Here is a 25,567-nt window from a genome sequence, read left to right as displayed (position 1 = left end):
TGTCAATCTTATGATTATTTACCGTGTCTGCGGCGTGGATTCACAATGCCACTTAATGAATTTATATGCAATAAAAATGATTAATTATTTTTTTGATATAAAAAAAGACGGACAATTTAGGTTGTTGTCCGTCTTTATTATTTTGTTTTATGCATATTTGCCGGATGGCGGTGCTAGCACATTATCCGGCCTACAAAAGGTGCATGAACCGTAGGCCTGATAAGCATAGCGTCATCCGGCATATGCTTAATTCCGGTGTTCAAACGCCAGCGCTTTACGTTCGATCAAGCGCATCATCAACGTCAGCAAACCGTTGACGATCAGGTAAATCACGCCAGCCGCGCCGAAAACCATCACGTCATAAGTGCGACCGTACAGCAACTGGCTATAGCCCATAACTTCCATCAGCGTGATGGTGTATGCCAGTGAGGTACTTTTAAACACCAGTACCACTTCGTTGGAATACGAGGAGAGGGCGCGTTTAAAGGCGTACGGCAGCAGAATGGCCAGCGTATCCTTCTTGCTCATCCCCAGCGCACCACAGGACTGCCACTGGCCTTCCGGGATTGCTCGAATCGCACCGTAAAACAGTTGCGTGGTATAGGCCGCACTGTTTAACGACAGGGCGATTAACGCGCACAGCCACGGTTCGGACAGCAGATGCCAGAGCACTGGATATTCCTGCAGCGTCGGAAACTGCCCTGGCCCGTAGTAGATCAGAAAGATCTGCACCAGCAGCGGTGTGCCGGTAAACAACGTGATATAGGCGCGAACCAGCCAGACCACAATCGGCGTCTTTAGCGTCAGGATGACGGTGAAAATCAGCGCCAGCACCAGAGCAACTACGATGGAGGCGACCGTCAACGTCAGGCTGGTATGCAGCCCTTTCAGTAATTCAGGTAAATACTCAAGCATCAGCCCGGTCTCCGCTCAAAACGTGTCGCGCGCAGATCAATGCGTTTGAGAATGTACTGACTCACCAGCGTAATCACCAGGTAAATAGCCGCCGCGACGATGTACCAGGTAAAGGGTTCCTGGGTACGGGTGGCGATGCTCTTGGTTTGCAGCATCAGATCGTTCACGCTGATCAGGCTGACCAGCGCGGTATCTTTCAGTAATACCAGCCACTGGTTACCCAGCCCCGGCAGCGCGTGACGCCACATCTGCGGCATCACCAGGCGAAAGAAAATCGCGGTTTTAGATAAACCCAGCGCCTGGCCTGATTCCCATTGCCCGAGTGGCACGGCCTTCAGCGCGCCACGCAGTGTTTGTGAGGCATAGGCTGCGTAAAGCAATGACAGTGCAATCACACCGCACAGGAACGGGCTGACGTCGAAGTTTTCGATCTGCATCTGCACCGGGATTTGCACGAACCCGAGATTGATCGTAAAGCCATCGGCCAGCGTCAACAGCAGTTGTGAGGAGCCAAAATAGATAAACAGAACCACCAGAATTTCCGGCAGACCGCGCAGGATGGTGACCAGGGCCGAGCCCGCCCATGCTACCGGGCGCCATTTTACTGACTCCCAGACGGCAAAAAACATGGCGAGCGCGAGGCCGATGATCAGCGCACAAACGGCAAGGCCGACGGTCATCCCGGCGGCGCTTGCTAAAGGAAAAAATTCATTCATCAAATATTACTTCTGGAACCATTTGTTGTAGATGGTCTCGTAAGTCCCATCTTTCTTCACTTTTTCCAGCGCAGCGTTAAATTTCTGCTGCAGCTCGGTATTGCCCTGGCGCACAGCGATGCCCAGACCGGTACCGAAGTAATCTTTATCCGTGACTTTGTCGCCAACCGCGGCCAGTTTTGGATTGTCTTTCAGCCACTCTGTCACTACTGCGGTATCACCAAAGACGCCGTCAATACGGCCGTTTTGCAGATCGAGTTTGGCATTCTGGTAGCTGTCATACGGCACGGTAGTCACTTCCGGATGTTTATCCATGATGAATTTCTGGTGCGTAGTACCGTTCTGGACACCGACTTTTTTACCTTTCAGCTGATCAATGCCGGTGTATTTACCCTGTTGGCTAACAAACAGCGCAGAGTTGTCGTAATAAGGAGTGGTGAACAGAACCTGTTTTTCACGCTCAGGCGTGATGTCCATACCGGCCATTACCGCGTCAAAACGACGGAATTTCAGGCTCGGGATCAGGCTATCAAAGGCCTGATTGGTGAAGGTACAGGTAGCGTCAATCTCTTTACACAGCGCATTCGCCAGATCAACGTCAAACCCTACGATCTTGTTGTTAGCATCGATCGATTCAAACGGAGGATAAGACGCTTCGGTGGCGAAACGAATGGTTTGGGCTGCGGTAGCGGAAAGGCTAAAACCTGCGATTAGCGCGGCAATCAGAACTTTTTTCATTGTATTGTCCCGAATCTTAGTGAGAAAGATAGTTTTTAAACGCTTCGGTTTGCGGGTTGGCAAAGCAGCTCGCATCCCCAAACTCGACGATATGACCGTTTTCCATGTACACCACACGACTGGCTGTTTTACGTGCAACTTCCACTTCGTGGGTGACGATCACCTGAGTAATATTGGTTTCCGCCAGCTCACGAATGATGCTGACGATTTGGGCGGTGATTTCCGGGTCAAGCGCTGCGGTAGGCTCGTCAAACAGCAGCACCTGCGGTTCCATCATCAACGCGCGGGCAATGGCCACACGCTGCTGCTGGCCGCCGGAGAGATGCAGCGGATAGCGATCGCTGTATGGCTTCAGGCGTAGACGTTCCAGCAGTTTCTCGGCACGCGCCATCGCTTGCTCTTTTGTCAGACCCAGTACGCGGCAGGGCGCTTCAATCAGGTTCTGCACCACCGTGAGATGCGGCCAAAGATTATATTGCTGAAAGACCATGCCCACGTTTTGACGCAGATCCCGAATGGCTTTATCTGACGGGGTTTTCGTGAAGTCGAAACGGTTACCCGCAATAGAGAGCGTGCCCGAGCGCGGCATCTCAAGCAGGTTGAGTACGCGCAGTAGCGAGCTTTTCCCGGCTCCACTTGGGCCAAGTAACACCAGTGTTTCACCCTGAGGGCAATCCAGCGTGATATCGAACAGCGCCTGATGTGCGCCGTAGAAGCAGTTAATGCCGTTTAATTGAATACTCATTGACACTCGATACTGGCAGTCTGATAGCTATTGAAGCCGCAGATACTACCTTTGACAGAATAGTTATGCAATATTTATGCGTTAAAAGTTAAATGCAAACCGCATTCTTATCTAAACATAGCACAAAATAGCGGAGCTACCAGCGGGTAAGAATAATTGTCGGCATTCTATGCAGAATGCCAGACAATTTATGGGGGTTATGATTTAGACGGGTGAATGGCGCGATTAGCGGTTTTCGACAGACTGGCGCAACGTCCCGGCTGGCGCGTGTACGCTGCCGCCCAGATAGCGGACATCATCAATGACCCAGCACTGGCCCTCACGGATCATCAGCACTTCATCACGCCAGCTTTGATCGCCTTGTTTAAGCTCTACGCGCAGCGGGATGTTGCGTGCATCACTATTCGGAATGGTTGATGCGCTGGCTACGCTGGCGCTATCCGGCAAAGTCGTGCGACTGGAGAACGGATCGCTGTTAAACAGTTCGCGATGCGCGTTATCACGGCTGGCATCGTTCAGCAGTTTCGCCAGGTTGTCGCTAAGGTATGGACGAAGGGGGGTAAGATCGTTGTTTCGATGCTGAATACGGTAATCATAGAATTGTTGAGCCACGCTGTCTGGCCCGCCTTCTACGCATGAACCGCTACGCGCGCCGTTATCTTTATAAACCGGCGTCACGGTAGTACAGGCGCTGAGAAGGAGTGCACAGGGAACCAGCAGAGAGAGTTTCGAGTAGCGCATAATGATTTCCTTATTAGCTTTCTACTATTAGTGTTCTACGTTGATAGAATATATCCTTTCAATGATAGTGGATCGGTTCGATAATGCTTTTGAGATCGTGCTCTTAGCGCAAAAAGGAGATTAACCATGCAGTTTTCGACTACCCCTACGCTGGAAGGGCAGAGCATCGTGGAATACTGCGGTGTTGTTACCGGTGAAGCTATTTTAGGCGCGAACATCTTCCGCGATTTCTTTGCTGGCATCCGCGATATTGTCGGCGGTCGCTCCGGCGCGTATGAAAAAGAGCTGCGAAAAGCGCGCGAAATTGCTTTTCAGGAGCTCGGTGAACAGGCCAAAGCGCTGGGTGCTGATGCGGTTGTCGGTATCGATATCGATTACGAAACCGTGGGCAAAGACGGCAGTATGCTGATGGTGAGCGTCAGCGGTACCGCGGTGAAAACTCGCCGATGAAGCGTCTGTTGTGTCTGCTGGCATTTACGCTGTTGCTGGTGGGATGTGCTGGCGAAAAAGGGATTGTCGACAAAGACGGGTATCAGTTAGATACCCGCCGTCAGGCGCAGGCTGCTTACCCGCGCATTAAAGTGCTGGTTATCCATTACACGGCGGATGACTTTGATTCTTCTCTGGCAACGCTGACGGATAAAAACGTCAGTTCGCACTATCTGATCCCGGCTGTGCCGCCGCTCTACCACGGCAAACCGCGTATCTGGCAACTGGTCCCCGAAAAAGATCTGGCCTGGCATGCGGGGATTAGCTTCTGGCGTGGCGCGACGCGCATCAACGATACCTCGATTGGCATTGAGCTGGAAAACCGCGGCTGGCAAAAATCGGCGGGGACAAAATATTTTGCGCCGTTTGAGCCCGCGCAGATTCAGGCGCTGATCCCATTGGCGAAAGATATTATCGCCCGCTACGACATAAAACCGCAGAACGTGGTAGCCCATGCGGACGTCGCCCCGCAACGAAAGGACGACCCCGGACCGCTTTTCCCATGGAAAGTGCTGGCCGAACAGGGAATTGGCGCCTGGCCGGATGCTCAGCGTGTGGCGTTTTATCTTGCCGGGCGAGCGCCTCATTCGCCGGTAGAAACCGCATCTTTACTCGATCTGCTGTCGCGCTACGGCTATGAGGTAAAATCCGATATGACGCCGCGTGAACAGCAGCGGGTGATTATGGCGTTCCAGATGCACTTCCGCCCGACGTTGTGGAACGGCGTGGCGGATGCAGAAACTCAGGCGATTGCCGAAGCGTTACTGGAAAAATACGGGCAGGGTTAACGCAGAACACCAATGCCTGATGGCGCTTCGCTTATCAGACCTACGGCTAATTTGGGCTGGTTTTTAGTAGGCCGGATAAGGCGCTTGCGCCGCCATCCGGCAATGGTTAACGCGGCAGCTTACCGTGGTCGCGCAGCCAGGCCGCGGTACGTTCAATCCCTTCATCCAGCGTCACAACGGGTTGATAACCTAATTCTTCCTGAGCGCGGGTGGTATCCAGCGTAAAATCAAAATTCAGCTTCGAAACGCCGTAGTGCGTAAGTTTTGGCTCTTTCGCCGATTTATTGCCCAAACGCTCCATGCTGCGGGCAATCATGTCCAGCATCGGGTAGGGAACGGAGCGGATCCGACAATCAATATTCAACTCGTCGATGAGTTTCTGCACAATGCTGCGCAGGGTGCGATGCTCGCCGTTGGTGATGTTGTACGCGCGACCTGACGGCAGCTTATCGCAGGCGTGCTGGCTTGCCAGCCACATCGCATGCACTGCGTTCTCGTAATAGGTCATATCCACCATCGCACTTCCACCGTGTGGCAACAGGATGCTGCCATAGTGGTGCATCATATGCGCCAGACGTGGGATAAACACTTTGTCATGAGGGCCGAACAGGCTTTGCGGACGCAAGACCGTAAAACGGGTCTGCGGGTTGGCCTGGGCCAACAGCGCGATCACGTCTTCGCCAGCCGCTTTGCTGCGGGCAAATTCATTGGCGAAGCGGTGTGGGCGGAAGTCCTCTTTGATATCACGATGGTGGTGATAGTCAAAATACAGTGATGGAGAGGATATATGAATGAAGTTACGCACGCCCCAGGCCACGGCCCACTCGCCCAGACGGCGAGTTGCGCGAACGTTGGCCAGATCGAAGGCTTCCTGAGTTCCCCACGGTGAGGTAAAACTGGAGCAGTGCCACAGCGTGTCGATGCCGGCAAGCATCACTTTTGCCTGCGAAGAAACCAGCTCGGTCAGATCGGCATGCACAAATTCTGCGCCCATTTTTTCCAGCAGCTTGCCCATCGCTTCGTTGCGACCGGTCGCTCTGACGCTGACGCCTCTGCTGCATAAAAACTCAACCGCGTTTCGGCCTAAGCCGCTGGTGGCTCCGGTAACCAGTACCTTCATATCAATCCACTGTGTTTAAAAAACGTCGTGCGCATTCTTCCGTGAATTACGTCTGTATGCAATGGGAAACATGAAAGAATACAGTCTCTTTTTCGCATTAGTCTGTGATTTGTTCTGCAAGTCTGGCAATACGCTTCGCCATCCCTCTGAAAATGAACAAGTGCGCCGGGATCATCAACAGCCAATAGAAAAGACCGGGCATGCCGTGCGGATGCCACCAGGCGCGTACATCAATGCGTCGGTGATCGCCTTTATCTTCCAGCGTGAAGCTCAGGCGACCCAAACCAGGCGCTTTCATCCCAAACAGCAGCGTCAGCTGTTTCTCGGGTTCAACAATGATAACTTTCCAGCTATCAACGGTATCGCCAACCTGCAACAGAGAGCGTTCTGGCCGACCTTTCGCCAGCTTATGGCCAACCAGCAGATCTAACGCCGCACGCGTTTTCCACAAAATGTTGCCAAAGAAGTAGCCTTCTTTGCCGCCGAGCCGGTTCACGACCTGCCACAACGCTTTTTTGCTGGCGGAGGTTTCGACGCTAAAGCCAGCCTGTTTGGCAAAATAGCCATATTCAGGACGCCAGCGGGCAAACGCCTGCGCGTCGTAACCCCAGTCGCTGGAGTTGACCAGCTTTTCTTCTTCCTTCAACGTGCTGCGTACCGCGTCATCAAAGGCAATCAGCTTTTGCGGGATCAGCGCACGTAATTCGGTGTCATCGGCCAACAGATCGTGTTTCAGGCCCTGGATCAGCGCTTTGGCCGTGGTAGGCGGCACCGACGTAATGACGTTTAAAAACCAGACCGAAATCCAGCGGGTAGGAAAGGGAATAGGGATGAGTAGGCGATGTTTACCGCTGACCGCCATAAAATGCTCGAACTGCTCCTGATAGCTCAATACCTGCGGTCCGGCGGCTTCGAGTACGCGGTTATGTTGTGTGGGATGGTCCAACAGCGCCACCAGGTAATACATTAAATTCTCCAGCGCGATAGGTGTGGTACGCGAGCGCACCCAGCGCGGAGGGGTAAGTACCGGCAGGTTGTAGACCATGTCGCGCATCACTTCAAAGGCAGCGGAACCTGCCCCCACGATAATGCCCGCACGCAATTCCGTCATCGGCACGCCTGATTCACGCAGGGTGTCTGCGGTTATTTGCCGCGCACGCAGATGATCGGATTGTTCATGCCGGGGAGCCTGTAATGAGCTCAGGAAAATAAGCTGTTTGACCGGTGTATCACGCAAAGCATCGCGCACGTTCATCGCCACCTGGCGCTCGTGGGCGATAAAATCACCGCCTTCACCCATTCCATGGACCAGGTAATAAACCGTATCAACGCCGGTCAGCAACGGCGTAAGGTTATCTGGCCAGTTTAAATCGACCTTATGGCAACTGACGTTGGCCAGTTGCTGCTTTTCCAGTCGTTCAATGCGACGTGCCGCAGCCAACACCTGATGCCCTTGCTGACTGAGGGCCTGTACCAAATGCTGACCAATGTAGCCACTGGCGCCAAGAACCAAAATCCGTTGCGGCACGCCCATCTCCTTAACGGGTTAAAAAAGCGCGCCAGTGGGCGACGACTTCAGCAAGTTGTTCACGCGATACGTCCAGATGCATCACCAGGCGTACAATCGGCGAGGCGTTAATCAGCACGCCTTGCGCTTTCATGTATTCGCCCAGCGCGGCAGCGTGCTCTTCGCCAACGCGAACAAACAGCATGTTGGTGTCGTGGCGCATGACGTCCGCCCCTGCTTCGCGCAGCTGTTCAGCCATCCATGCCGCGTTGTCATGGTCTTCCTGCAAACGTGCGACGTTATTTTTTAGCGCATACAGTCCGGCCGCCGCCAGAATACCCGCCTGGCGCATTCCGCCACCAGCCATTTTGCGCCAGCGAATGGCGCGCTTGATATACTCGTGGCTGCCGACCAGCAGCGAGCCTACCGGCGTTCCCAGACCTTTGGAAAGACAAATGGTGAACGAGTCGCAGTATTGAGTAACGTCTTTTAACTCACAGCCATAGGCGACGATGGCGTTGAAAATACGTGCACCATCAACGTGCAGGGCAAGGTTGCGCTCACGGGTGAATTCCCAGGCCTCTTTCAGGTACTCACGTGGCAACACTTTACCGTTGTGTGTGTTTTCCAGACTGAGCAGACGGGTGCGGGCAAAATGGATATCGTCTGCTTTGATTTTTGCCGCCACTTTGTCCAGCGGCAGGGAGCCATCCGGCGCGGCATCGATGGGTTGCGGTTGGATACTCCCGAGCACCGCGGCGCCGCCAGCTTCATATAAGTAGTTATGAGCACCCTGACCGGCGATATATTCCTCGCCACGCTGGCAATGGCTGAGTAACGCAACCAGATTAGCCTGAGTGCCGGTAGGCAGGAAAATAGCCGCTTCTTTACCAGAAAGTTCTGCGGCGTATTGCTGAAGGGCGTTAACGGTAGGGTCATCTCCGTAAACGTCGTCCCCGACCGGGGCGGCCATCATCTCTTCGAGCATGGCGCGACTGGGTCGGGTGACGGTATCACTGCGTAAATCAATCATGGTATCTCCTTATTACACTTCATCCTTCAAGCTGCCTCGGCGTTGGCCTCACCCTCAAACCCCAGTCACATAGTATTCCTATGCTCCTGGGGATTTTCGGGCTTGCCGCCTTGATGCATCATGAATGATTTTGTGTGTGGTTTAATAAGGATGTTTTACCTGAGCCAGTTAGTTTTCGCCAGTTCGATCACTTCATCACCGCGTCCACTGATGATCGCGCGCAGCATATACAGGCTAAATCCCTTCGCTTGTTCGAGTTTTATTTGTGGTGGAATGGCCAGCTCTTCTTTCGCCACAACGACATCGACCAGCACCGGACCATCGATTGACATGGCGCGTTGCAAGGCCTCATCGACCTCAGAGGATTTCTCTACGCGGATGCCCGTAATACCACAGGCTTCGGCAATACGTGCGAAGTTGGTGTCGTGTAGTTCGGTGCCGTCGGTCAGATAACCCCCCGCCTTCATCTCCATCGCCACAAATCCCAGCACGCTGTTGTTGAAGACAATAATCTTCACCGGCAACTTCATTTGCACAACCGACAGAAAATCACCCATCAGCATGCTGAAGCCGCCATCGCCGCACATCGCGACGACCTGACGACCTGGTTCAGTCGCCTGCGCACCGAGCGCCTGCGGCATGGCATTGGCCATTGAGCCGTGGTTAAACGACCCTAGCAGGCGGCGTTTACCGTTCATTTTCAGATAGCGTGCGGCCCATACTGTTGGTGTGCCTACGTCACAGGTGAAGATGGCGTCGTCAGCGGCAAAGTGGCTGATTTGCTGTGCGAGATACTGCGGGTGAATGGCTTTATCACTGGGTTTGGCTAAATCATCCAGCCCTTTACGCGCCTCGCGATAGTGTTCCAGCGCTTTATCCAGGAACTGTCGCTCGGTTTTTTCTTCCACCAACGGCAGCAGGGCGCGGAGGGTGGATTTAATATCGCCTACCAGCGCCATATCAACTTTACTGTGCGCGCCAATGCTTGCGGGATTGATATCAATCTGAATAATTTTGGCATCTGTGGGGTAAAACGGGCGATAGGGGAACTGGGTGCCGAGCAAAACCAGCGTGTCGGCATTCATCATGGTATGGAAGCCGGATGAAAAGCCAATTAACCCGGTCATGCCCACGTCGTACGGGTTGTCGTACTCAACATGCTCTTTCCCGCGCAGGGCGTGCACGATCGGGGCTTTGATTTTAGCCGCAAACTCAACCAGCTCTTTATGCGCACCGGCGCAGCCGCTGCCGCACATCAGGGCGATGTTGCTGGAGTAGCGCAGCAGTTGCGCCAGTTTTCTCAGCTCTTCTTCTTCCGGGGTGACTACCGGGAGCGGCGCATGATACCAGTGCGTACTGGCGCTTTCAGGGGCGGGCTTGAGCGCCACGTCGCCGGGTAATACCACCACGGAGACGCCACGGTTGAGCACCGCTTTACGCATAGCTATAGCCAGCACCTGGGGGATCTGTTCAGGGCTGGAGACCAGCTCGCAATAGTGGCTACATTCACGGAACAACTCTTGCGGGTGGGTCTCCTGAAAATAACCACTGCCTATTTCACTGGATGGAATATGCGCGGCAATCGCCAGCACCGGGACGTGGTTGCGATGGCAATCAAACAGGCCGTTAATCAGGTGCAAGTTGCCTGGTCCACACGAGCCTGCACAGACCGCCAGTTCGCCCGTCAACTGCGCTTCAGCGCCCGCGGCGAAGGCGGCAACCTCTTCATGGCGGGTTGGCATCCAGTCAATCGTTCCCATACGATTCAGACTATCGCTGAGGCCATTCAGCGAGTCGCCGGTCACACCCCAAATACGTTTAACGCCAGCTTGTTCAAGGGTTTTAGCAATAAAAGCGGCAACCGTTTGTTTCATGGTTCTCCATCTCCTTTAATGTGATACCGGTTACAAGTTTAGATGAAGATAATAGTTATGCTTCTCATTACCCCCTTATTTTCGGCAGCTTACATTTCACGAAGATAAAGCGTAGCTTGGCAGAAGACATGGTAAAACAAGGAATGAATTCAAATGGTTACAAAACTATTAAATGCAGTTAACCGGACGCTGACGCACGAAGATTTTGGCAAGTTTTTGTTACGCCTTGCTGTCGGTGGACTGATGCTGTTTCATGGACTGCATAAACTGTTCGCGGGTATTGATGGCATCAGCGGCATGCTGATAGCGAAAGGTTTCCCGGGCTTTATTGCGTACGGCGTTCTGCTGGGAGAGGTTGTAGCGCCGTGTCTGATTATTCTAGGCATCCTGACGCGCCCGGCGGCATTAGGGCTGGCGTTTACAATGATTGTGGCGTGGCTGATGGTCGGGATGGGAGAAACCTGGTCTCTGGACAAAACCGGTGCCTGGGCGATTGAGAGTCTGGTGTACTTTTTTGTTGGCGCGATGGCGGTGGCGTTCCTGGGCGCAGGAAAATATGCTCTGGGCGGCAATTCAGCCTGGCGGTGATAAATGATCGGATGACGGTATTAATACTTCGTCCGGCCTACAATGATTGTTGTAGGCCGGATAAGTATGCCATCCGGCAATGACTCTTTACGCAAGAACCAGATCACCCTGCGGATGACAGGAACAAGCCAGAACGTAACCTTCCGCAATTTCCGCATCGGTTAGCGTCATGGTGCTGCTGACCGTGTAGTTACCATCAACCACTTTGGTTTTGCAGCAACCGCACACGCCTGCGCGACAGGCGGCAACGACCGGAACCTTATTGCTTTCCAGTGCTTCCAGTAGCGTCGTGCCAACCGGCGCATAGAACTCTTGTGCGGGTTGCAGCTTGGTGAACTTCAGGCCGCTGGTTGCCGCTTCGGCTACTGGAGTGAAGAACTGCTCTTTAAAGAAGCGTGTTACGCCAAGTGCTTTCACTTCTTTTTCGACCAGGTCCATATACGGAGCCGGGCCACAGGTCATCACGGTACGTGAGGTCAGATCCGGGACGTTCTTCAGCAGTTCGGTGGTCAGTCGGCCGGAAACAAAACCCTGAGTGGCATTGTTTTCAGCAACTAATGTCACTGGATACTCACGCCATTCATTGGCAAAGATGACATCTTCTGGCGAGCGAACGTTGAAAATCACCTGCACGTCGGCTTGTGGACGGTACTTCGCCAACCAGCGACGCATCGACATGATTGGCGTTACGCCACAGCCGGCAGCCAGCATCAGGAACTTGTCTTCTGCTTTATCTTCACAGGTAAATTCACCCATGGCATTGGACAGCCAGATGTAGTCGCCACGCTTCACGTCACGGGTTAACCACTGAGAACCTGCACCGTCGTCAATGCGGCGGATGGTCAGCGTGATGTACTCGCTTACGCCCGGCGTTGAAGAGATAGTGTAAGCACGCAGCGTATCCGCTGAGTTACGAACGCTGACCAGTGCATACTGCCCGGCACGATAGGGATAATAGTCGTGGCATAGCAACGAAATTGTCCACACATCCGGCGTTTCCTGATGGATGTGATGAACCTGCATCCGCCATGGGCACTGATGGGTTGGCATTGTCATTCTTTACTCCTTACGCGCTCAGCAGCTGCTTCATGTCTTCTTCAACGGTGGTCACGGAACGCAGACCAAATTTCTCGTTGAGCACAGCCAGCAGATCGGGTGTGAAGAAGCCAGGTGCAGTTGGGCCGGTCACGATGTTTTTCACACCCAGAGACAGCAGGGTCAGCAGGATGACAATCGCTTTCTGTTCGAACCAGGAGAGCACCAGAGACAGCGGCAGATCGTTCACGCCACAACCCAGTTTCTCAGCCAGCGTGACGGCCAGGATAATGGCAGAGTAGGCATCGTTACACTGACCGGCATCGACCAGACGCGGCAGACCTTCGATATCGCCGAATTCCAGTTTGTTGAAACGGTATTTACCACAGGCCAGAGTCAGGATCAGGCAGTCGTCTGGTACGCTGGTGGCGAAATCGGTGAAGTAGTTACGTTCACCGCGCGCGCCGTCACAACCGCCAACCAGGAAGATGTGACGCAGTTTTTCACGGCTCACCAGGTCAATCAGGGTATCAGCTGCACCCAGCAGCGTCTGACGACCGAAACCGACGGTTATCAGATGAGGAATTTCGCTGTACGGGAAGCCAGCCATCTGCTGCGCCTGAGCAATAACCGGACCGAAGTCATCACCTTCGAGGTGGCTGACACCCGGCCAACCGACGATGCTACGGGTCCAGATGCGGTCATCATATGCGCCAACGGTTGGGTCGATGATGCAGTTAGAGGTCATGACGATTGGGCCAGGGAAACGAGCAAATTCAACCTGCTGGTTCTGCCAGCCGCTGCCGTAGTTACCGATCAGATGTTTGAACTTACGCAGTTCCGGGTAGCCATGTGCAGGCAGCATTTCACCGTGGGTATAAACGTTAACACCGGTGCCTTCAGTCTGCTCAAGCAGGTTGTACAAATCTTTCAGGTCGTGACCGGAGATCAGAATACATTTACCTTCGGTAGCTTTAACGTTGACCTGAGTCGGGGTTGGGTGACCGTATTTTGTGGTTTCACCGGCATCCAGAATGCTCATCACTTTAAAGTTCATCTGGCCGATTTCCATTGAGCACTCCAGCAGAGCATTCATATCGGAAGGCCAGGTACCCAGCCACGCCATGATTTTGTGGTACTGAGCGTAGATATCGTTGTCGTACTGGCCGAGAACGTGTGCGTGCTCCATGTAAGCTGCCGCACCTTTCAGACCGTACAGACACAGCAGACGCAGGCCGAGGATATTGTCGCCGATGGTCGCTTTGTCTTTATTCGGGGTAAATTCAGCGGCCTGACGTTGCAGGTCGCCCAGATCGTCGCTGACCAGTTGCAGGTCGGCCATCGGGTTTTCAACAGTTGCCTTAGCATCAATGTTCAGGCATTGCGCTTTCAGTGCATCGCGCATGGCGATAGCTTCACGAGCATAGCCAACAATACGCGGGGAATCGAAGTTCACGTTAGTCAGCGTGGAGAAGAATGCACGCGGCGCGAAGTTATCAACTTCATGGTCGATGATGCCGTATTCACGCGCTTTAACAGCCCATGCAGACAGACCTTGTAGGGAAGCAATCAGCAGATCCTGCAGATCGGAGGTTTCCGCTGTTTTACCGCACATACCCTGCGCGTAAGAGCAGCCGTTTCCTGCCGGAGTACGGATGGTTTGTTCACATTGCACACAAAACATGGTCACACCTTTTAAAGTTATATTTGATATACATGTTTAAGGTTATGCCTGCGCGCGAAGGGATTAAAGGGATTTCTGCTACAACTTGCAGGGAGATTGATTTAGCGCAATTTTGGCGGTAGCTGACTACCGCCAGAGAGGTATTTTTCTGTGTATCAGGCGGAGAAAAAGGCCATTAACAGTGGCACTAACAGGCTCAGAATAAAGCCGTGCACAATGGCTGCGGGAACCATCTCCAGACCGCCACTGCGTTGTAACACGGGCAGCGTGAAATCCATTGACGTCGCCCCGCAAAGACCCAATGCGGTTGAACGACTGCGGACCACCAGTCCAGGGATCAGCATAATGGCAATCAACTCACGCGCCAGGTCGTTAAAGAAGGCGGCGCTGCCAATTACTGGACCGAATGATTCGGTCAACAGAATGCCTGACAGGGAATACCAGCCAAAACCCGATGCCATCGCCAGTGCTGTTTTCAACGGCAGGCCGAGGATCAGCGCATTGATGACGCCGCCCAGCAGAGAACTGGCCACCACGACCACGGCAACAATCATACCCCGACGGTTCAGTACGATCTGCTTTAATGTCATACCGCTGTTTCGCAGTTGGATCCCGACCAGGAATAATAAAAAGATCAGCGTATATTCGCTGGCTTCGGTCGCGTGCTGCAGCATCGACAATCCGGTAAGCCCCAACAGAAAACCCAGCACCACGACGCCGCAAAGCTGTAGCGACTCAAGCGCCATTGCTATTCGGGAGGGGAGCTTCTCTTGCTGGTGGCTGTGTCGCCAGGGGAGTGAGCGCTCCAGCCACAGCAGCGCTGCGATATTACACAGCAGAATGACCGTCACACTGACGGCAGAATAATAAAGAATGGATAACAGATTACTGGCGAGATTATCCAGAAACGCCAGGCTGATCCCCATAAAAAAGAGAATAAGGTAGACGATCCAACTCAACAGCCGATTGATAAGTTTTAATGCGGCTCTGTGTCGAAGCGGAATGAGGTAACCCACAATAAGAGGTACCAGAATGATTAACAGCCCTGAGAACATGAAACCCCGATCCTTGCTGAGAAGTAAGACGAAATGCGCCTGCACACACTACTGAAAGCAAAGAGGGGAGTAAAGTTGCAAATAAAAGGAAATATAGCGAGGAAAAAAAAGCCTGACAGTTCATCAGGCCTTGTTGTTAGCGATTAATCGCGTTTTTCCAGCAGGGTGCGGTAAATAAGACCGCCGACGATCCCGCCGATAATCGGCATAACCCAGAATAACCAAAGTTGTTGTAATGCCCAGCCACCCTGGAAGATAGCAACCGCAGTACTACGAGCCGGGTTTACGGATGTATTGGTGACCGGGATACTGATTAGGTGAATCAACGTTAATGCAAGACCGATGGCAATTGGCGCAAAACCTGCCGGAGCATGTTTATCGGTCGCACCGTGGATCACTAATAAGAAACCTGCGGTCAGGACGATTTCAATTACGATGGCAGAAAGCATGGAATATCCGCCAGGTGAATGCTCACCGTAACCGTTTGAGGCGAAGCCACTGGCTGCTGCATCAAAACCGGTTTTGCCGCTGGCAATAAGATAAAGTACTGCTGCTGCTACAATGCCGCCCACAACCTGAGCAATAACATAACCAATAACGTCTTTCGCCGGGAAGCGACCACCTGCCCATAAACCGAATGTCACTGCAGGGTTAAAATGGCCACCGGAAATATGACCTACGGCGAATGCCATTGTCAGTACGGTCAGACCAAACGCCAGTGCCACACCGGCAAATCCAATACCCAACTCCGGGAATGCTGCTGCCAGAACGGCGCTACCGCACCCACCAAAGACGAGCCAAAACGTACCGAAGAATTCGGCTGCTAATTTCCTGAACATAACCACCTCAATTAAAAGTTCCGGGTTCGTGTTCCTTGCCCGGTAATTCATCGCTAAAAGGGACGATGATGAAAGAGCGGGTATTTTAGAAAAAAACATCATCCCTTCGCCAGTTAAATTGATGGAAAAATTTGATTTAAGGCAATATGTTGTGATTCCTTTTTGAATATTGGATGAATGAAGCATAGTTCAATTAAAAAAAAGCGATGATTGAGTTCGGAAATAATATTTAAGGGTAAACATAAGAAGAATATTCTTAACGCTTTCGATTTATCTGCGGATGATATCGGGTGTTCTGAGCGCCCGCTTACCGTTATACTCCTGATAACTTGAAGGAAAAAGTGAGCATTTCCGGAGGCTATATGATTCTCGAACGCGTTGAGATTGTTGGGTTTCGTGGTATTAATCGGCTGTCGTTGATGCTGGAGCAAAACAACGTGCTGATTGGGGAAAACGCGTGGGGTAAGTCCAGCCTGTTGGATGCGTTAACCCTGCTGTTGTCGCCAGAGTCGGATTTGTACCACTTTGGCCGCGAAGATTTCTGGTTCCCGCCGGGTGATATTCAGGGCCGGGAACATCACCTGCATATTGTCCTGACATTTCGTGAATCTCAACCGGGTCGCCATCGCGTGCGTCGATATCGCCCGTTAGAAGCGTGCTGGTCGCCGTGCCACGATAACTATCACCGTATTTTTTATCGGCTGGAAGGTGAGTGTGCTGACGACGGTAGCGTCCTGACATTACGCAGTTTTCTTGATGGCGAAGGCCACCCGTTACCCATCGACAATATTAACGATCAGGCGCGTCATCTGGTGCGCTTGATGCCAGTATTACGTTTACGTGATGCGCGTTTTATGCGGCGAATCCGTGATGGAACTGTGCCGGATTCAGCGGATGTTGAAGTGACTGCGCGTCAACTGGATTTTATGGCACGTGAGTTGGCCACCCGACCGCAGAATCTGACAGATGGGCAAATTCGCCAAGGGCTGTCGGCGATGGTTCAACTACTGGAGCATTACTTTTCAGAACAAGGTTCCGGTCAGTCCCGCTATCGTTTGATGCGCCGACGCTCCAACAACGAGCAACGCAGCTGGCGTTATCTGGATATTATCAACCGTATGATTGATAAACCCGGAGGGCGCACGCACCGTGTGATTCTGCTGGGGCTGTTTTCCACGCTGTTACAGGCCAAAGGGTCGCTAAGACTGGATAAAGACGCTCGTCCATTGCTACTGGTAGAAGATCCTGAAACGCGCTTACACCCCATTATGTTGTCTGTTGCCTGGCAACTGTTGAATCTGCTTCCCCTACAGCGGGTGACGACGACCAACTCTGGTGAACTGTTATCGCTTACGCCCGTTGAACATGTTGTCCGTCTGGTACGAGAATCTTCCCGCGTCGCGGCCTGGCGACTGGGACCGGGAGGACTCAATGCGGAAGACGGGCGGCGCATTGCCTTCCATATCCGTTTTAATCGGGCGTCTTCACTGTTTGCCCGTTGCTGGCTGTTGGTGGAGGGAGAAACAGAAACATGGGTCATTAACGAGCTGGCTCGTCAGTGTGGGCATCACTTTGATGCCGAAGGGATTAAAGTCATTGAATTTGCCCAGTCAGGGCTTAAACCCCTGGTGAAGTTTGCCCGCCGGATGGGAATTGAGTGGCATGTGCTGGTCGATGGCGATGAGGCGGGGAAAAAGTATGCGGCCACGGTACGCAGCCTGCTGAACGATGACAAAGAGGAAGAACGCGAGCATTTGACCATGTTACCTGCGCTGGATATGGAACACTTTATGTACCGCCAGGGGTTCTCGGACGTTTTTCATCGGGTGGCGCAAATACCGGAAAATGTGCCGATGAATATGCGGAAAATTATAGCGAAGGCGATCCATCGCTCGTCAAAACCGGATCTGGCGATTGAAGTGGCGATGGAAGCGGGCAGACGCGGTGTTGAAGCGGTGCCAACGTTGCTGCGGAAAATGTTTTCCCGCGTGCTGTGGTTAGCACGCGGGCGAGCGGATTAGCAGCGGAACATGACTGATAACTGCGAGTGGATACTGTCTAGTAACTGATAGCGGCGGCGATATTCCGCGCGCTTCTTACTGGCAATATCTGCTTCGCTTTTACGCGCCAGCGTACGCGGAATATGATAGTAGCCGTTGCTGTCACATTCGCCGCCAACTGACTCCCAAAATGAATTGTAGTCAGAAAGAATAACCTTGTTTTTATCATGGTAACGCTGGCTGCGAAAAATATGCTGGTCATTGCTGACGGCCAGTACTTGTTCAATATTCAATTGTTCTGCAAAACGACAAATAGCTTCCATTACAATACGTTTAGGAAACAAACCATGGCATGATTTTGTCGCTTTTTGAATTTCTTCGTGCGGCATTAATCGGTTACCCCCCTGCAAACCGCCAATAAAAAGCGCGCTACGCCCTTCATAGTTGCACAGGGTGAAGGTCATTTCTGCTAATGTCTCGCCCTCACTATTACGGACAAGAATGGTACTTTCACCTTCTTTATCCAGGGCAATAAATGATGACATTATAATGGTGTATATTGCGCTGTCTTTGCCTTCAATTTGTGCCAGTTGTAACCCATCGGCACTTAAATAATCATTAAATTCTGTCGATGAAAAAGCGTTACGAATAATATTGTAATGAAAACGCACAGCATCGAGTTTTGTTTTACGGTCAAGGTTTACTGCGAGATACGCGCGATGCAGGCGAACCGGTATACGGGGTTGGATCGCGAGAATTTTTTCGAGATCCGGCCATTGCGCCAGCTCAGCCATCCATTCACGTGTTAATCGTGGCATCAGCAATGAGCGCCATACAAACTTACGGCGAAAGCTTCGTTGATGCCAAAATTTACCTGGTCGCCATTGTCCGGTTGTCAGACGACAAAAAAGACTAAAACTTGTGGCGGGTCTGGAAGAATGAAAAGTGCTTTCTGTTAGCTGGCTCATAATAACAATCCAATAGATACTCTGATACCAATTTCAGCACAGTGGACCTTAACGGTTCATCAATAACTCTGTTATTCTTGGCACTTTTCAACGTCTGTTAATTTATCGTTGATGGTTATCACTCCACTCTGGTAGGCGTATTGGGGGACACTGGGACATTTATGAAGCTCAAGGGAAAAATTAAAAAACGTTATTTTCTGCTCGCCATCATCATTATTGTGGCGATGATTTCACTTTGGCGAACGCTTAATGCGCCACTACCACAGTATCAAACGTTAATTGTACGTCCAGGCGATCTCCAGCAAAGTGTGCTGGCCACCGGGAAACTGGATGCGTTACGCAAAGTTGATGTTGGTGCACAGGTGAGTGGGCAGTTAAAAACGCTGTCAGTAGCCATCGGCGATAAAGTGAAAAAAGATCAGTTGCTCGGCGTTATCGATCCTGAGCAGGCGCAAAACCAAATCAAAGAAGTAGAAGCGACGCTCATGGAGTTGCGGGCTCAGCGTTTACAGGCTGAAGCTGAGTGGAAACTGGCGCGCGTAACGCTTTCTCGTCAGCAACAACTGGCGAAAACGCAGGCGGTTTCGCAGCAAGATCTCGACACGGCAGCGACCGAAATGGCGGTCAAGCAGGCACAGATTGGCACTATTGATGCACAAATTAAGCGTAATCAGGCTTCCCTTGATACAGCAAAAACGAACCTCGATTACACGCGAATCGTCGCGCCAATGGCGGGTGAAGTGACGCAAATCACCACCCTTCAGGGGCAAACCGTGATTGCCGCCCAGCAGGCGCCCAACATTTTGACGTTGGCAGATATGAGCACCATGCTGGTAAAAGCGCAGGTCTCCGAGGCAGATGTTATTCACCTGCAGCCGGGCCAAAAAGCCTGGTTCACTGTGCTGGGCGATCCGCAGACACGGTATGAAGGCGTGCTCAAAGATGTACTTCCGACGCCTGAGAAGGTGAATGACGCCATTTTCTACTACGCCCGCTTCGAAGTGCCTAACCCGAAAGGGATCCTGCGCCTTGATATGACCGCGCAGGTGCACATCCAGCTCACAGACGTTAAAAATGTACTGACGATCCCGCTGTCGGCGTTGGGCGATCCTATTGGCAACAACCGTTATAACGTCAGGCTGCTGCGCAATGGTGAAACTCGCGAGCGCGAAGTGGTCATCGGTGCCCGTAATGATACCGACGTAGAAATTGTGAAAGGACTGGAAGAGGGTGATGAAGTTATCACCGGTGAGGGTAAAGCGGGAGTAGCACAATGACGGCATTGCTTGAGTTGAGCAATATCCGCCGTAGTTACCCGTCAGGCGAGGGACAGGTCGAGGTATTAAAGGACGTTTCCTTACGCATTCAGGCCGGTGAAATGGTGGCGATTGTCGGGGCGTCAGGCTCGGGTAAATCGACGCTGATGAACATTCTGGGATGCCTGGACAAGCCGACCAGTGGAACCTATCGGGTTGCGGGGCGGGATGTTTCCACCCTGGATAGCGATGCGTTAGCGCAACTGCGGCGTGAGCATTTCGGCTTTATCTTCCAGCGTTATCATTTGCTGTCACATTTAACGGCGGCACAAAACGTTGAAGTCCCGGCGGTGTATGCCGGGACTGAACGTAAGCAGCGTCTGGCTCGTGCTCAGGAATTACTTCAGCGCCTGGGATTGGGTGACCGGGTTGATTATCAGCCTTCCCAGCTTTCCGGTGGTCAGCAGCAACGTGTCAGTATTGCGCGTGCGTTGATGAACGGTGGCCAGGTCATTCTGGCCGATGAACCCACTGGCGCGTTGGACAGCCACTCCGGCGAAGAGGTGATGGCTATTCTGCATCAGCTACGCGATCGCGGGCATACGGTGATTATCGTCACGCACGACAGCCAGGTTGCCGCCCAGGCAGAACGCGTCATTGAAATTCGTGATGGCGAGATTGTGCGTAATCCACCGCCACAAAAGCCCGCTGCCGGACGTGATATCGATGAACCAACGGTGACGACGGCTTCTGGCTGGAGCCAGTTTGTCAGCGGTTTTCGTGAAGCATTGACCATGGCCTGGCTGGCCATGGCCGCCAACAAGATGCGTACACTGCTCACCATGCTGGGTATTATCATCGGCATCGCTTCGGTGGTATCGATTGTGGTAGTGGGCGATGCGGCAAAACAGCTGGTGCTGGCAGACATCCGAGCGATTGGGACGAATACTATCGATATCTATCCGGGCAAAGATTTCGGTGATGACGACCCACAATATCAGCAGGCGCTGAAGTATGACGATTTAGTCGCGATTCAGAAGCAACCCTGGGTCAGTTCCGTTACACCTGCGGTATCGAAGAACCTACGCCTGCGCTATGGCAATATTGATGTCGCCGCCAGCGCAAACGGTGTTAGCGGTGATTACTTCAACGTTTATGGCATGACGTTCAGTGAGGGCACCACCTTTAATGCAGAGCAGCTGGCGGGGAGGGCGCAGGTGGTGGTGCTCGACAGCAATACCCGACGTCAGTTGTTCCCCAGCAAAGCGAAAGTGGTGGGTGAGGTTATTCTGGTGGGAAATATGCCAGCCACCGTTATTGGCGTCGCGGAAGAAAAACAATCGATGTTTGGCAGCAGCAAGATCCTGCGCGTCTGGCTGCCATACAGCACCATGTCAGGGAGGATCATGGGGCAATCGTGGTTAAACTCTATTACCGTGCGGGTAAAAGAGGGCTTTGATAGCGCCCAGGCCGAGCAGCAGCTCACCCGTCTGTTATCGCTGCGTCATGGCAAAAAAGATTTCTTCACCTGGAACATGGATGGCATCTTGAAAACCGCCGAAAAAACCACACGTACATTACAGCTCTTTCTGACGCTGGTGGCGGTGATTTCGCTGGTGGTGGGCGGGATCGGTGTGATGAACATTATGCTGGTATCGGTGACAGAGCGTACGCGTGAAATCGGTATTCGGATGGCCGTGGGGGCGCGGGCCAGCGATGTATTACAGCAGTTCTTAATTGAGGCAGTGCTGGTGTGTCTGGTGGGAGGCGCGCTCGGCATCAGTTTGTCGATGTTAATTGCCTTTACGCTACAGCTGTTCCTGCCCGGGTGGGAAATTGGTTTCTCTCCTGTCGCGCTGCTAACGGCTTTCCTGTGTTCAACCGCCACCGGAATTTTGTTTGGCTGGCTTCCGGCCCGTAATGCAGCGCGTCTGGATCCCGTTGATGCTCTGGCACGAGAATAACGTGTTGTATTGCATAAGAAATAAAAATGCCAGCCTCAGGGGCTGGCATTTTGTCTGCGGGATGTACACAATGAGACAGAAGAGCTATGCGACAGCTTCTGCTTCAATGACGGGCACGATAAGACTGGCATGATTGCCTTTTGGCCCCTGGTGGACATCAAACTGGACAGACTGTCCGGCTTTTAGCGTTCTGTAACCATCCATCTGAATGGTGGAATAATGGGCGAAGATATCTTCACCACCGCCTTCGGGGCAGATGAAACCAAACCCTTTGGCATTGTTGAACCACTTAACAGTACCCGTTTCCATACTTCGACATCCTTCGTAAATCTTATATAAGTAAGATGGAATGAACCGGTGGCGGAGTGGGGGCTGTTCAAAACCTCGCCAACTCTCGAAACTACAATTTAGAGAAATCAGGCGAGGCGTCAAGCGCCAGGCAGGTGGAATAGGGTAAAAATGCATCAAAATTTGAAGCAGTTAACGCTATTGTCGGATATGTGACAGATGTCGCGGATGGCACTGATAGATGATAGTTATCTAATACTTGAGGTAGATTGATTGTGCGCATAGGCTCTTGTCAGCGGCAAGTTATTCTGCCGGTAACCGTAACTGAAGATGACGACTGACAATGGGTAAGACGAACGACTGGCTGGATTTCGAACAGCTGGCGGAAGACAAATTGCGCGACGCGCTAAAACCGCCATCTATGTATAAAGTGATATTAGTCAATGATGATTACACTCCGATGGAGTTTGTTATTGACGTGTTACAAAAATTCTTTTCTTATGATGTAGAACGTGCAACGCAACTGATGCTTGCCGTTCACTATCAAGGTAAAGCCATCTGCGGCGTATTCACCGCCGAGGTTGCTGAAACCAAAGTGGCGATGGTGAACAAATATGCGAGGGAAAACGAGCATCCGTTGCTGTGTACGCTGGAAAAAGCCTGAATGCAGGCATAAATATTGGGGGAGGTGCCTATGCTCAATCAAGAACTGGAACTCAGTTTAAATATGGCTTTCGCCAGAGCGCGCGAGCACCGACATGAGTTTATGACCGTCGAGCACTTGTTACTGGCGTTGCTCAGTAACCCATCGGCCCGCGAAGCGCTGGAAGCGTGTTCTGTGGATCTTGTGGCGCTCCGTCAGGAACTCGAAGCCTTCATTGAACAAACCACACCCGTATTGCCTGCCAGCGAAGAAGAGCGCGACACGCAGCCGACGTTGAGTTTTCAGCGTGTTTTGCAACGCGCGGTCTTTCATGTTCAGTCCTCCGGGCGCAATGAAGTGACTGGCGCTAATGTGCTGGTTGCTATCTTCAGCGAGCAGGAGTCACAGGCGGCCTATCTGCTGCGTAAGCATGAAGTCAGTCGCCTGGATGTGGTGAATTTCATTTCTCATGGCACGCGTAAAGACGAACCGAGTCAGTCTTCTGACTCCGGGAATCAGCCAAATAACGAAGAGCAAGCTGGCGGGGAGGACCGTATGGAGAACTTCACGACTAACCTTAACCAGCTGGCTCGCGTGGGCGGGATTGATCCGCTTATTGGCCGAGAAAAAGAGCTGGAGCGCGCCATTCAGGTACTGTGTCGTCGGCGTAAAAATAACCCACTGCTGGTGGGTGAATCCGGCGTGGGGAAAACGGCGATTGCCGAAGGTCTCGCCTGGCGTATTGTTCAGGGGGATGTGCCGGAAGTGATGGCTGATTGTACGCTGTACTCTCTGGATATCGGTTCGCTGCTGGCAGGCACCAAATACCGCGGTGATTTTGAAAAACGCTTTAAGGCGCTGCTGAAACAACTGGAACAGGATACCAACAGCATTCTGTTTATCGATGAGATCCACACCATTATCGGTGCGGGTGCGGCATCGGGCGGCCAGGTGGATGCGGCTAACCTGATCAAGCCGCTGCTCTCCAGCGGGAAAATCCGTGTGATAGGTTCAACCACTTATCAGGAGTTCAGCAATATCTTTGAGAAAGACCGTGCGTTAGCGCGTCGCTTCCAGAAAATCGATATCACTGAGCCGTCAGTGGAAGAGACCGTGCAGATCATCAACGGTCTGAAACCGAAGTACGAAGCGCACCATGACGTTCGTTACACCGCCAAAGCGGTACGTGCAGCGGTCGAACTGGCAGTGAAATACATTAACGATCGTCATCTGCCGGATAAAGCGATTGATGTGATTGATGAAGCGGGCGCACGTGCGCGTCTGATGCCGGTCAGCAAGCGCAAGAAAACCGTCAACGTGGCAGATATTGAGTCCGTGGTGGCTCGCATTGCGCGGATCCCGGAGAAGAGCGTTTCGCAGAGCGATCGTGATACGCTGAAAAATCTGGGCAACCGTCTGAAAATGCTGGTATTCGGGCAGGATAAAGCCATTGAAGCACTGACCGAAGCGATCAAAATGAGCCGTGCCGGTCTGGGTCATGAGCATAAGCCTGTCGGTTCGTTCCTGTTCGCCGGACCGACTGGCGTCGGTAAGACCGAAGTCACGGTGCAGTTGTCTAAAGCGCTGGGCATCGAATTGCTGCGTTTTGATATGTCCGAATATATGGAACGTCATACTGTCAGCCGCTTGATTGGTGCGCCTCCAGGGTATGTCGGTTTTGACCAGGGCGGTTTACTGACCGATGCGGTGATTAAGCATCCGCATGCTGTACTGCTGCTGGATGAAATTGAAAAAGCGCACCCGGATGTCTTTAACCTGCTGCTGCAGGTCATGGATAACGGTACGCTGACTGACAATAACGGACGTAAAGCGGATTTCCGCAACGTGGTGCTGGTGATGACGACCAACGCCGGGGTACGTGAAACTGAGCGTAAATCGATTGGGCTTATTCATCAGGACAACAGTACTGATGCGATGGGCGAAATCAAAAAAGTGTTTACGCCGGAATTCCGTAACCGCCTCGACAACATTATCTGGTTCGATCATCTCTCTACTGAGGTGATTCATCAGGTGGTGGATAAATTTATTGTCGAGCTGCAGGTTCAGCTGGATCAGAAAGGTGTCTCTCTGGAAGTGAGTCAGGAAGCACGTAACTGGCTGGCGGAAAAAGGCTACGACCGCGCAATGGGCGCACGTCCAATGACGCGAGTGGTTCAGGACAACCTGAAAAAACCATTGGCCAACGAATTGCTGTTTGGTTCGCTGGTGGATGGTGGTCAGGTTACCGTCGCGCTGGACAAAGAAAAAAATGAGCTGACCTATGGTTTTCAGAGTGCACAAAAGCACAAGCCAGAAGCTGCCCATTAATTTCTAATTACATAATAAACCGGGTGTAATGCCCGGTTTTTTTTCGCCTGAAAGTAGTGATTTGAATTGGGGGGACTCGGAGAGTTTAAACGGCAGGCAAAAAATAAGCCTGCGTAAGGGAGATTACGCAGGCTAAGGAGGTGGTTCCTGGTACAGCTAGCATTTATGGGTTATGTTTTTCAGCGGGTGGGATAATACCCTTAATGAACGAAACGGTATGTGATCGATTTCTAAGAATCTTCCGAACGCTGAA

Annotated in this window: 23 protein-coding genes; 8 read left to right on the top strand and 15 right to left on the bottom strand. The window is 52.3% G+C overall.

Translation table 11 applies throughout. The features are described 5' to 3' along the window. Positions 1–246 precede the first annotated feature (246 nt). The 5 genes from artM to I6L54_RS16760 all read right to left on the bottom strand — a co-directional run bounded on the left by artM (position 247) and on the right by I6L54_RS16760 (position 3,855). Complete coding sequence (gene artM / locus I6L54_RS16780; RefSeq protein WP_005122106.1) at positions 247–915, bottom strand: arginine ABC transporter permease ArtM; 669 nt, start codon at positions 913–915, stop codon at positions 247–249. Beyond that, positions 915–1,631 (bottom strand): arginine ABC transporter permease ArtQ, encoded by a 717-nt coding sequence (artQ, locus tag I6L54_RS16775; protein ID WP_040231854.1) that lies wholly within the window; start codon positions 1,629–1,631, stop codon positions 915–917. Before artQ ends, artM begins: the two co-directional genes overlap by 1 nt. A gap of 6 nt (positions 1,632–1,637) precedes the next feature. Next, positions 1,638–2,369 (bottom strand): arginine ABC transporter substrate-binding protein ArtI, encoded by a 732-nt coding sequence (gene artI, locus I6L54_RS16770; protein ID WP_005122104.1) that lies wholly within the window; start codon positions 2,367–2,369, stop codon positions 1,638–1,640. Positions 2,370–2,385: 16 nt separating this feature from the next. Further along, on the bottom strand, positions 2,386–3,114 hold the full coding sequence (gene artP / locus I6L54_RS16765; RefSeq protein WP_003027295.1) for an arginine ABC transporter ATP-binding protein ArtP: 729 nt from the start codon (positions 3,112–3,114) through the stop codon (positions 2,386–2,388). 225 nt (positions 3,115–3,339) lie between these two features. Further along, positions 3,340–3,855, bottom strand: coding sequence for a lipoprotein (locus tag I6L54_RS16760; protein ID WP_040231856.1), 516 nt, complete (start codon positions 3,853–3,855; stop codon positions 3,340–3,342). 126 nt (positions 3,856–3,981) lie between these two features. On the opposite strand from I6L54_RS16760, the gene I6L54_RS16755 reads away from it, so the two are divergent. Together I6L54_RS16755 and I6L54_RS16750 are read left to right on the top strand one after the other, a co-directional pair. Next, positions 3,982–4,305, top strand: coding sequence for a heavy metal-binding domain-containing protein (locus I6L54_RS16755; protein WP_001160725.1), 324 nt, complete (start codon positions 3,982–3,984; stop codon positions 4,303–4,305). Continuing rightward, the gene (locus tag I6L54_RS16750; RefSeq protein WP_005122087.1) at positions 4,302–5,132 is read left to right on the top strand and encodes an N-acetylmuramoyl-L-alanine amidase; all 831 of its coding nucleotides are present in this window, start codon (positions 4,302–4,304) and stop codon (positions 5,130–5,132) included. The genes I6L54_RS16755 and I6L54_RS16750 overlap by 4 nt, the downstream gene beginning before the upstream one ends. A 106-nt stretch (positions 5,133–5,238) precedes the next feature. On the opposite strand, the gene I6L54_RS16745 is transcribed toward I6L54_RS16750, so the two are convergent. From I6L54_RS16745 to poxB, 4 genes are all read right to left on the bottom strand, one after another. Beyond that, complete coding sequence (locus I6L54_RS16745; protein WP_040231857.1) at positions 5,239–6,252, bottom strand: 3-beta-hydroxysteroid dehydrogenase; 1,014 nt, start codon at positions 6,250–6,252, stop codon at positions 5,239–5,241. Positions 6,253–6,349: 97 nt separating this feature from the next. Further along, a complete protein-coding gene (locus tag I6L54_RS16740; protein ID WP_040231991.1) occupies positions 6,350–7,780 on the bottom strand; it encodes an SDR family oxidoreductase in 1,431 nt (476 codons plus the stop codon). 10 nt (positions 7,781–7,790) lie between these two features. Further along, positions 7,791–8,792 (bottom strand): low-specificity L-threonine aldolase, encoded by a 1,002-nt coding sequence (ltaE, locus tag I6L54_RS16735; RefSeq protein ID WP_040231858.1) that lies wholly within the window; start codon positions 8,790–8,792, stop codon positions 7,791–7,793. A 155-nt stretch (positions 8,793–8,947) separates the two neighbouring features. Next, positions 8,948–10,666 carry a ubiquinone-dependent pyruvate dehydrogenase gene (gene poxB / locus I6L54_RS16730; RefSeq protein WP_005122077.1) on the bottom strand — a complete coding sequence of 573 codons (1,719 nt, stop codon included), beginning with the start codon at positions 10,664–10,666 and terminating at the stop codon, positions 8,948–8,950. Positions 10,667–10,819: 153 nt separating this feature from the next. On the opposite strand from poxB, the gene I6L54_RS16725 reads away from it, so the two are divergent. Further along, positions 10,820–11,254 carry a DoxX family protein gene (locus tag I6L54_RS16725; protein WP_040231860.1) on the top strand — a complete coding sequence of 145 codons (435 nt, stop codon included), beginning with the start codon at positions 10,820–10,822 and terminating at the stop codon, positions 11,252–11,254. 87 nt (positions 11,255–11,341) lie between these two features. On the opposite strand, the gene hcr is transcribed toward I6L54_RS16725, so the two are convergent. The 4 genes from hcr to aqpZ all read right to left on the bottom strand — a co-directional run bounded on the left by hcr (position 11,342) and on the right by aqpZ (position 15,867). Next, positions 11,342–12,310: an NADH oxidoreductase gene (gene hcr, locus I6L54_RS16720; protein WP_005122079.1), complete on the bottom strand. Its 969-nt coding sequence runs from the start codon at positions 12,308–12,310 to the stop codon at positions 11,342–11,344. Positions 12,311–12,320: 10 nt separating this feature from the next. Next, entirely contained in the window at positions 12,321–13,973 is a 1,653-nt protein-coding gene (hcp, locus tag I6L54_RS16715) for a hydroxylamine reductase (RefSeq protein ID WP_005122080.1), read from the bottom strand. Positions 13,974–14,128: 155 nt separating this feature from the next. Further along, positions 14,129–15,028, bottom strand: coding sequence for a LysO family transporter (locus I6L54_RS16710; RefSeq protein WP_005122081.1), 900 nt, complete (start codon positions 15,026–15,028; stop codon positions 14,129–14,131). Positions 15,029–15,171: 143 nt separating this feature from the next. Next, positions 15,172–15,867, bottom strand: a complete 696-nt coding sequence (aqpZ, locus tag I6L54_RS16705) for an aquaporin Z (protein WP_005122082.1) — start codon at positions 15,865–15,867, stop codon at positions 15,172–15,174. 362 nt (positions 15,868–16,229) lie between these two features. Here aqpZ and I6L54_RS16700 point away from each other — a divergent pair, with 362 nt between their 5' ends. Next, positions 16,230–17,888: an ATP-dependent endonuclease gene (locus I6L54_RS16700; RefSeq protein ID WP_005122083.1), complete on the top strand. Its 1,659-nt coding sequence runs from the start codon at positions 16,230–16,232 to the stop codon at positions 17,886–17,888. Here I6L54_RS16700 and I6L54_RS16695 read toward each other — a convergent pair. After that, entirely contained in the window at positions 17,885–18,835 is a 951-nt protein-coding gene (locus I6L54_RS16695) for a VirK/YbjX family protein (protein WP_040231861.1), read from the bottom strand. The two genes, I6L54_RS16700 and I6L54_RS16695, sit on opposite strands and share 4 nt — an antisense overlap. A gap of 161 nt (positions 18,836–18,996) precedes the next feature. On the opposite strand from I6L54_RS16695, the gene macA reads away from it, so the two are divergent. Both macA and macB read left to right on the top strand, forming a co-directional pair. Then, entirely contained in the window at positions 18,997–20,112 is a 1,116-nt protein-coding gene (gene macA / locus I6L54_RS16690; RefSeq protein WP_040231863.1) for a macrolide transporter subunit MacA, read from the top strand. Continuing rightward, positions 20,109–22,055 (top strand): macrolide ABC transporter ATP-binding protein/permease MacB, encoded by a 1,947-nt coding sequence (macB, locus tag I6L54_RS16685; protein ID WP_005128370.1) that lies wholly within the window; start codon positions 20,109–20,111, stop codon positions 22,053–22,055. The genes macA and macB overlap by 4 nt, the downstream gene beginning before the upstream one ends. 84 nt (positions 22,056–22,139) lie before the next feature. Here the strand turns inward: macB and cspD are convergent, their stop codons facing one another. Then, a complete protein-coding gene (cspD, locus tag I6L54_RS16680) occupies positions 22,140–22,364 on the bottom strand; it encodes a cold shock-like protein CspD (protein WP_005128369.1) in 225 nt (74 codons plus the stop codon). Positions 22,365–22,686: 322 nt separating this feature from the next. On the opposite strand from cspD, the gene clpS reads away from it, so the two are divergent. Together clpS and clpA are read left to right on the top strand one after the other, a co-directional pair. Beyond that, on the top strand, positions 22,687–23,007 hold the full coding sequence (gene clpS, locus I6L54_RS16675; protein WP_005128368.1) for an ATP-dependent Clp protease adapter ClpS: 321 nt from the start codon (positions 22,687–22,689) through the stop codon (positions 23,005–23,007). 30 nt (positions 23,008–23,037) lie between these two features. Continuing rightward, a complete protein-coding gene (gene clpA / locus I6L54_RS16670) occupies positions 23,038–25,314 on the top strand; it encodes an ATP-dependent Clp protease ATP-binding subunit ClpA (RefSeq protein ID WP_040231864.1) in 2,277 nt (758 codons plus the stop codon). Positions 25,315–25,567: the final 253 nt, after the last annotated feature.

Source organism: Citrobacter pasteurii (assembly GCF_019047765.1).
Classification (GTDB): domain Bacteria; phylum Pseudomonadota; class Gammaproteobacteria; order Enterobacterales; family Enterobacteriaceae; genus Citrobacter; species Citrobacter pasteurii.
Note: the sequence above shows the minus strand (reverse complement) of the source record. Positions and strands in the feature narration are given on the sequence as shown.

Excerpts from the sequence above, each read along its gene's own strand:
- artM (WP_005122106.1), bottom strand. The coding sequence starts at position 915 with ATGCTTGAGTATTTACCTGAATTACTGAAAGGGCTGCATACCAGCCTG.
- artQ (WP_040231854.1), bottom strand. The coding sequence starts at position 1,631 with ATGAATGAATTTTTTCCTTTAGCAAGCGCCGCCGGGATGACCGTCGGC.
- artI (WP_005122104.1), bottom strand. The coding sequence starts at position 2,369 with ATGAAAAAAGTTCTGATTGCCGCGCTAATCGCAGGTTTTAGCCTTTCC.
- artP (WP_003027295.1), bottom strand. The coding sequence starts at position 3,114 with ATGAGTATTCAATTAAACGGCATTAACTGCTTCTACGGCGCACATCAG.
- I6L54_RS16760 (WP_040231856.1), bottom strand. The coding sequence starts at position 3,855 with ATGCGCTACTCGAAACTCTCTCTGCTGGTTCCCTGTGCACTCCTTCTC.
- I6L54_RS16755 (WP_001160725.1), top strand. The coding sequence starts at position 3,982 with ATGCAGTTTTCGACTACCCCTACGCTGGAAGGGCAGAGCATCGTGGAA.
- I6L54_RS16750 (WP_005122087.1), top strand. The coding sequence starts at position 4,302 with ATGAAGCGTCTGTTGTGTCTGCTGGCATTTACGCTGTTGCTGGTGGGA.
- I6L54_RS16745 (WP_040231857.1), bottom strand. The coding sequence starts at position 6,252 with ATGAAGGTACTGGTTACCGGAGCCACCAGCGGCTTAGGCCGAAACGCG.
- ltaE (WP_040231858.1), bottom strand. The coding sequence starts at position 8,792 with ATGATTGATTTACGCAGTGATACCGTCACCCGACCCAGTCGCGCCATG.
- poxB (WP_005122077.1), bottom strand. The coding sequence starts at position 10,666 with ATGAAACAAACGGTTGCCGCTTTTATTGCTAAAACCCTTGAACAAGCT.
- I6L54_RS16725 (WP_040231860.1), top strand. The coding sequence starts at position 10,820 with ATGGTTACAAAACTATTAAATGCAGTTAACCGGACGCTGACGCACGAA.
- hcr (WP_005122079.1), bottom strand. The coding sequence starts at position 12,310 with ATGACAATGCCAACCCATCAGTGCCCATGGCGGATGCAGGTTCATCAC.
- hcp (WP_005122080.1), bottom strand. The coding sequence starts at position 13,973 with ATGTTTTGTGTGCAATGTGAACAAACCATCCGTACTCCGGCAGGAAAC.
- I6L54_RS16710 (WP_005122081.1), bottom strand. The coding sequence starts at position 15,028 with ATGTTCTCAGGGCTGTTAATCATTCTGGTACCTCTTATTGTGGGTTAC.
- aqpZ (WP_005122082.1), bottom strand. The coding sequence starts at position 15,867 with ATGTTCAGGAAATTAGCAGCCGAATTCTTCGGTACGTTTTGGCTCGTC.
- I6L54_RS16700 (WP_005122083.1), top strand. The coding sequence starts at position 16,230 with ATGATTCTCGAACGCGTTGAGATTGTTGGGTTTCGTGGTATTAATCGG.
- I6L54_RS16695 (WP_040231861.1), bottom strand. The coding sequence starts at position 18,835 with ATGAGCCAGCTAACAGAAAGCACTTTTCATTCTTCCAGACCCGCCACA.
- macA (WP_040231863.1), top strand. The coding sequence starts at position 18,997 with ATGAAGCTCAAGGGAAAAATTAAAAAACGTTATTTTCTGCTCGCCATC.
- macB (WP_005128370.1), top strand. The coding sequence starts at position 20,109 with ATGACGGCATTGCTTGAGTTGAGCAATATCCGCCGTAGTTACCCGTCA.
- cspD (WP_005128369.1), bottom strand. The coding sequence starts at position 22,364 with ATGGAAACGGGTACTGTTAAGTGGTTCAACAATGCCAAAGGGTTTGGT.
- clpS (WP_005128368.1), top strand. The coding sequence starts at position 22,687 with ATGGGTAAGACGAACGACTGGCTGGATTTCGAACAGCTGGCGGAAGAC.
- clpA (WP_040231864.1), top strand. The coding sequence starts at position 23,038 with ATGCTCAATCAAGAACTGGAACTCAGTTTAAATATGGCTTTCGCCAGA.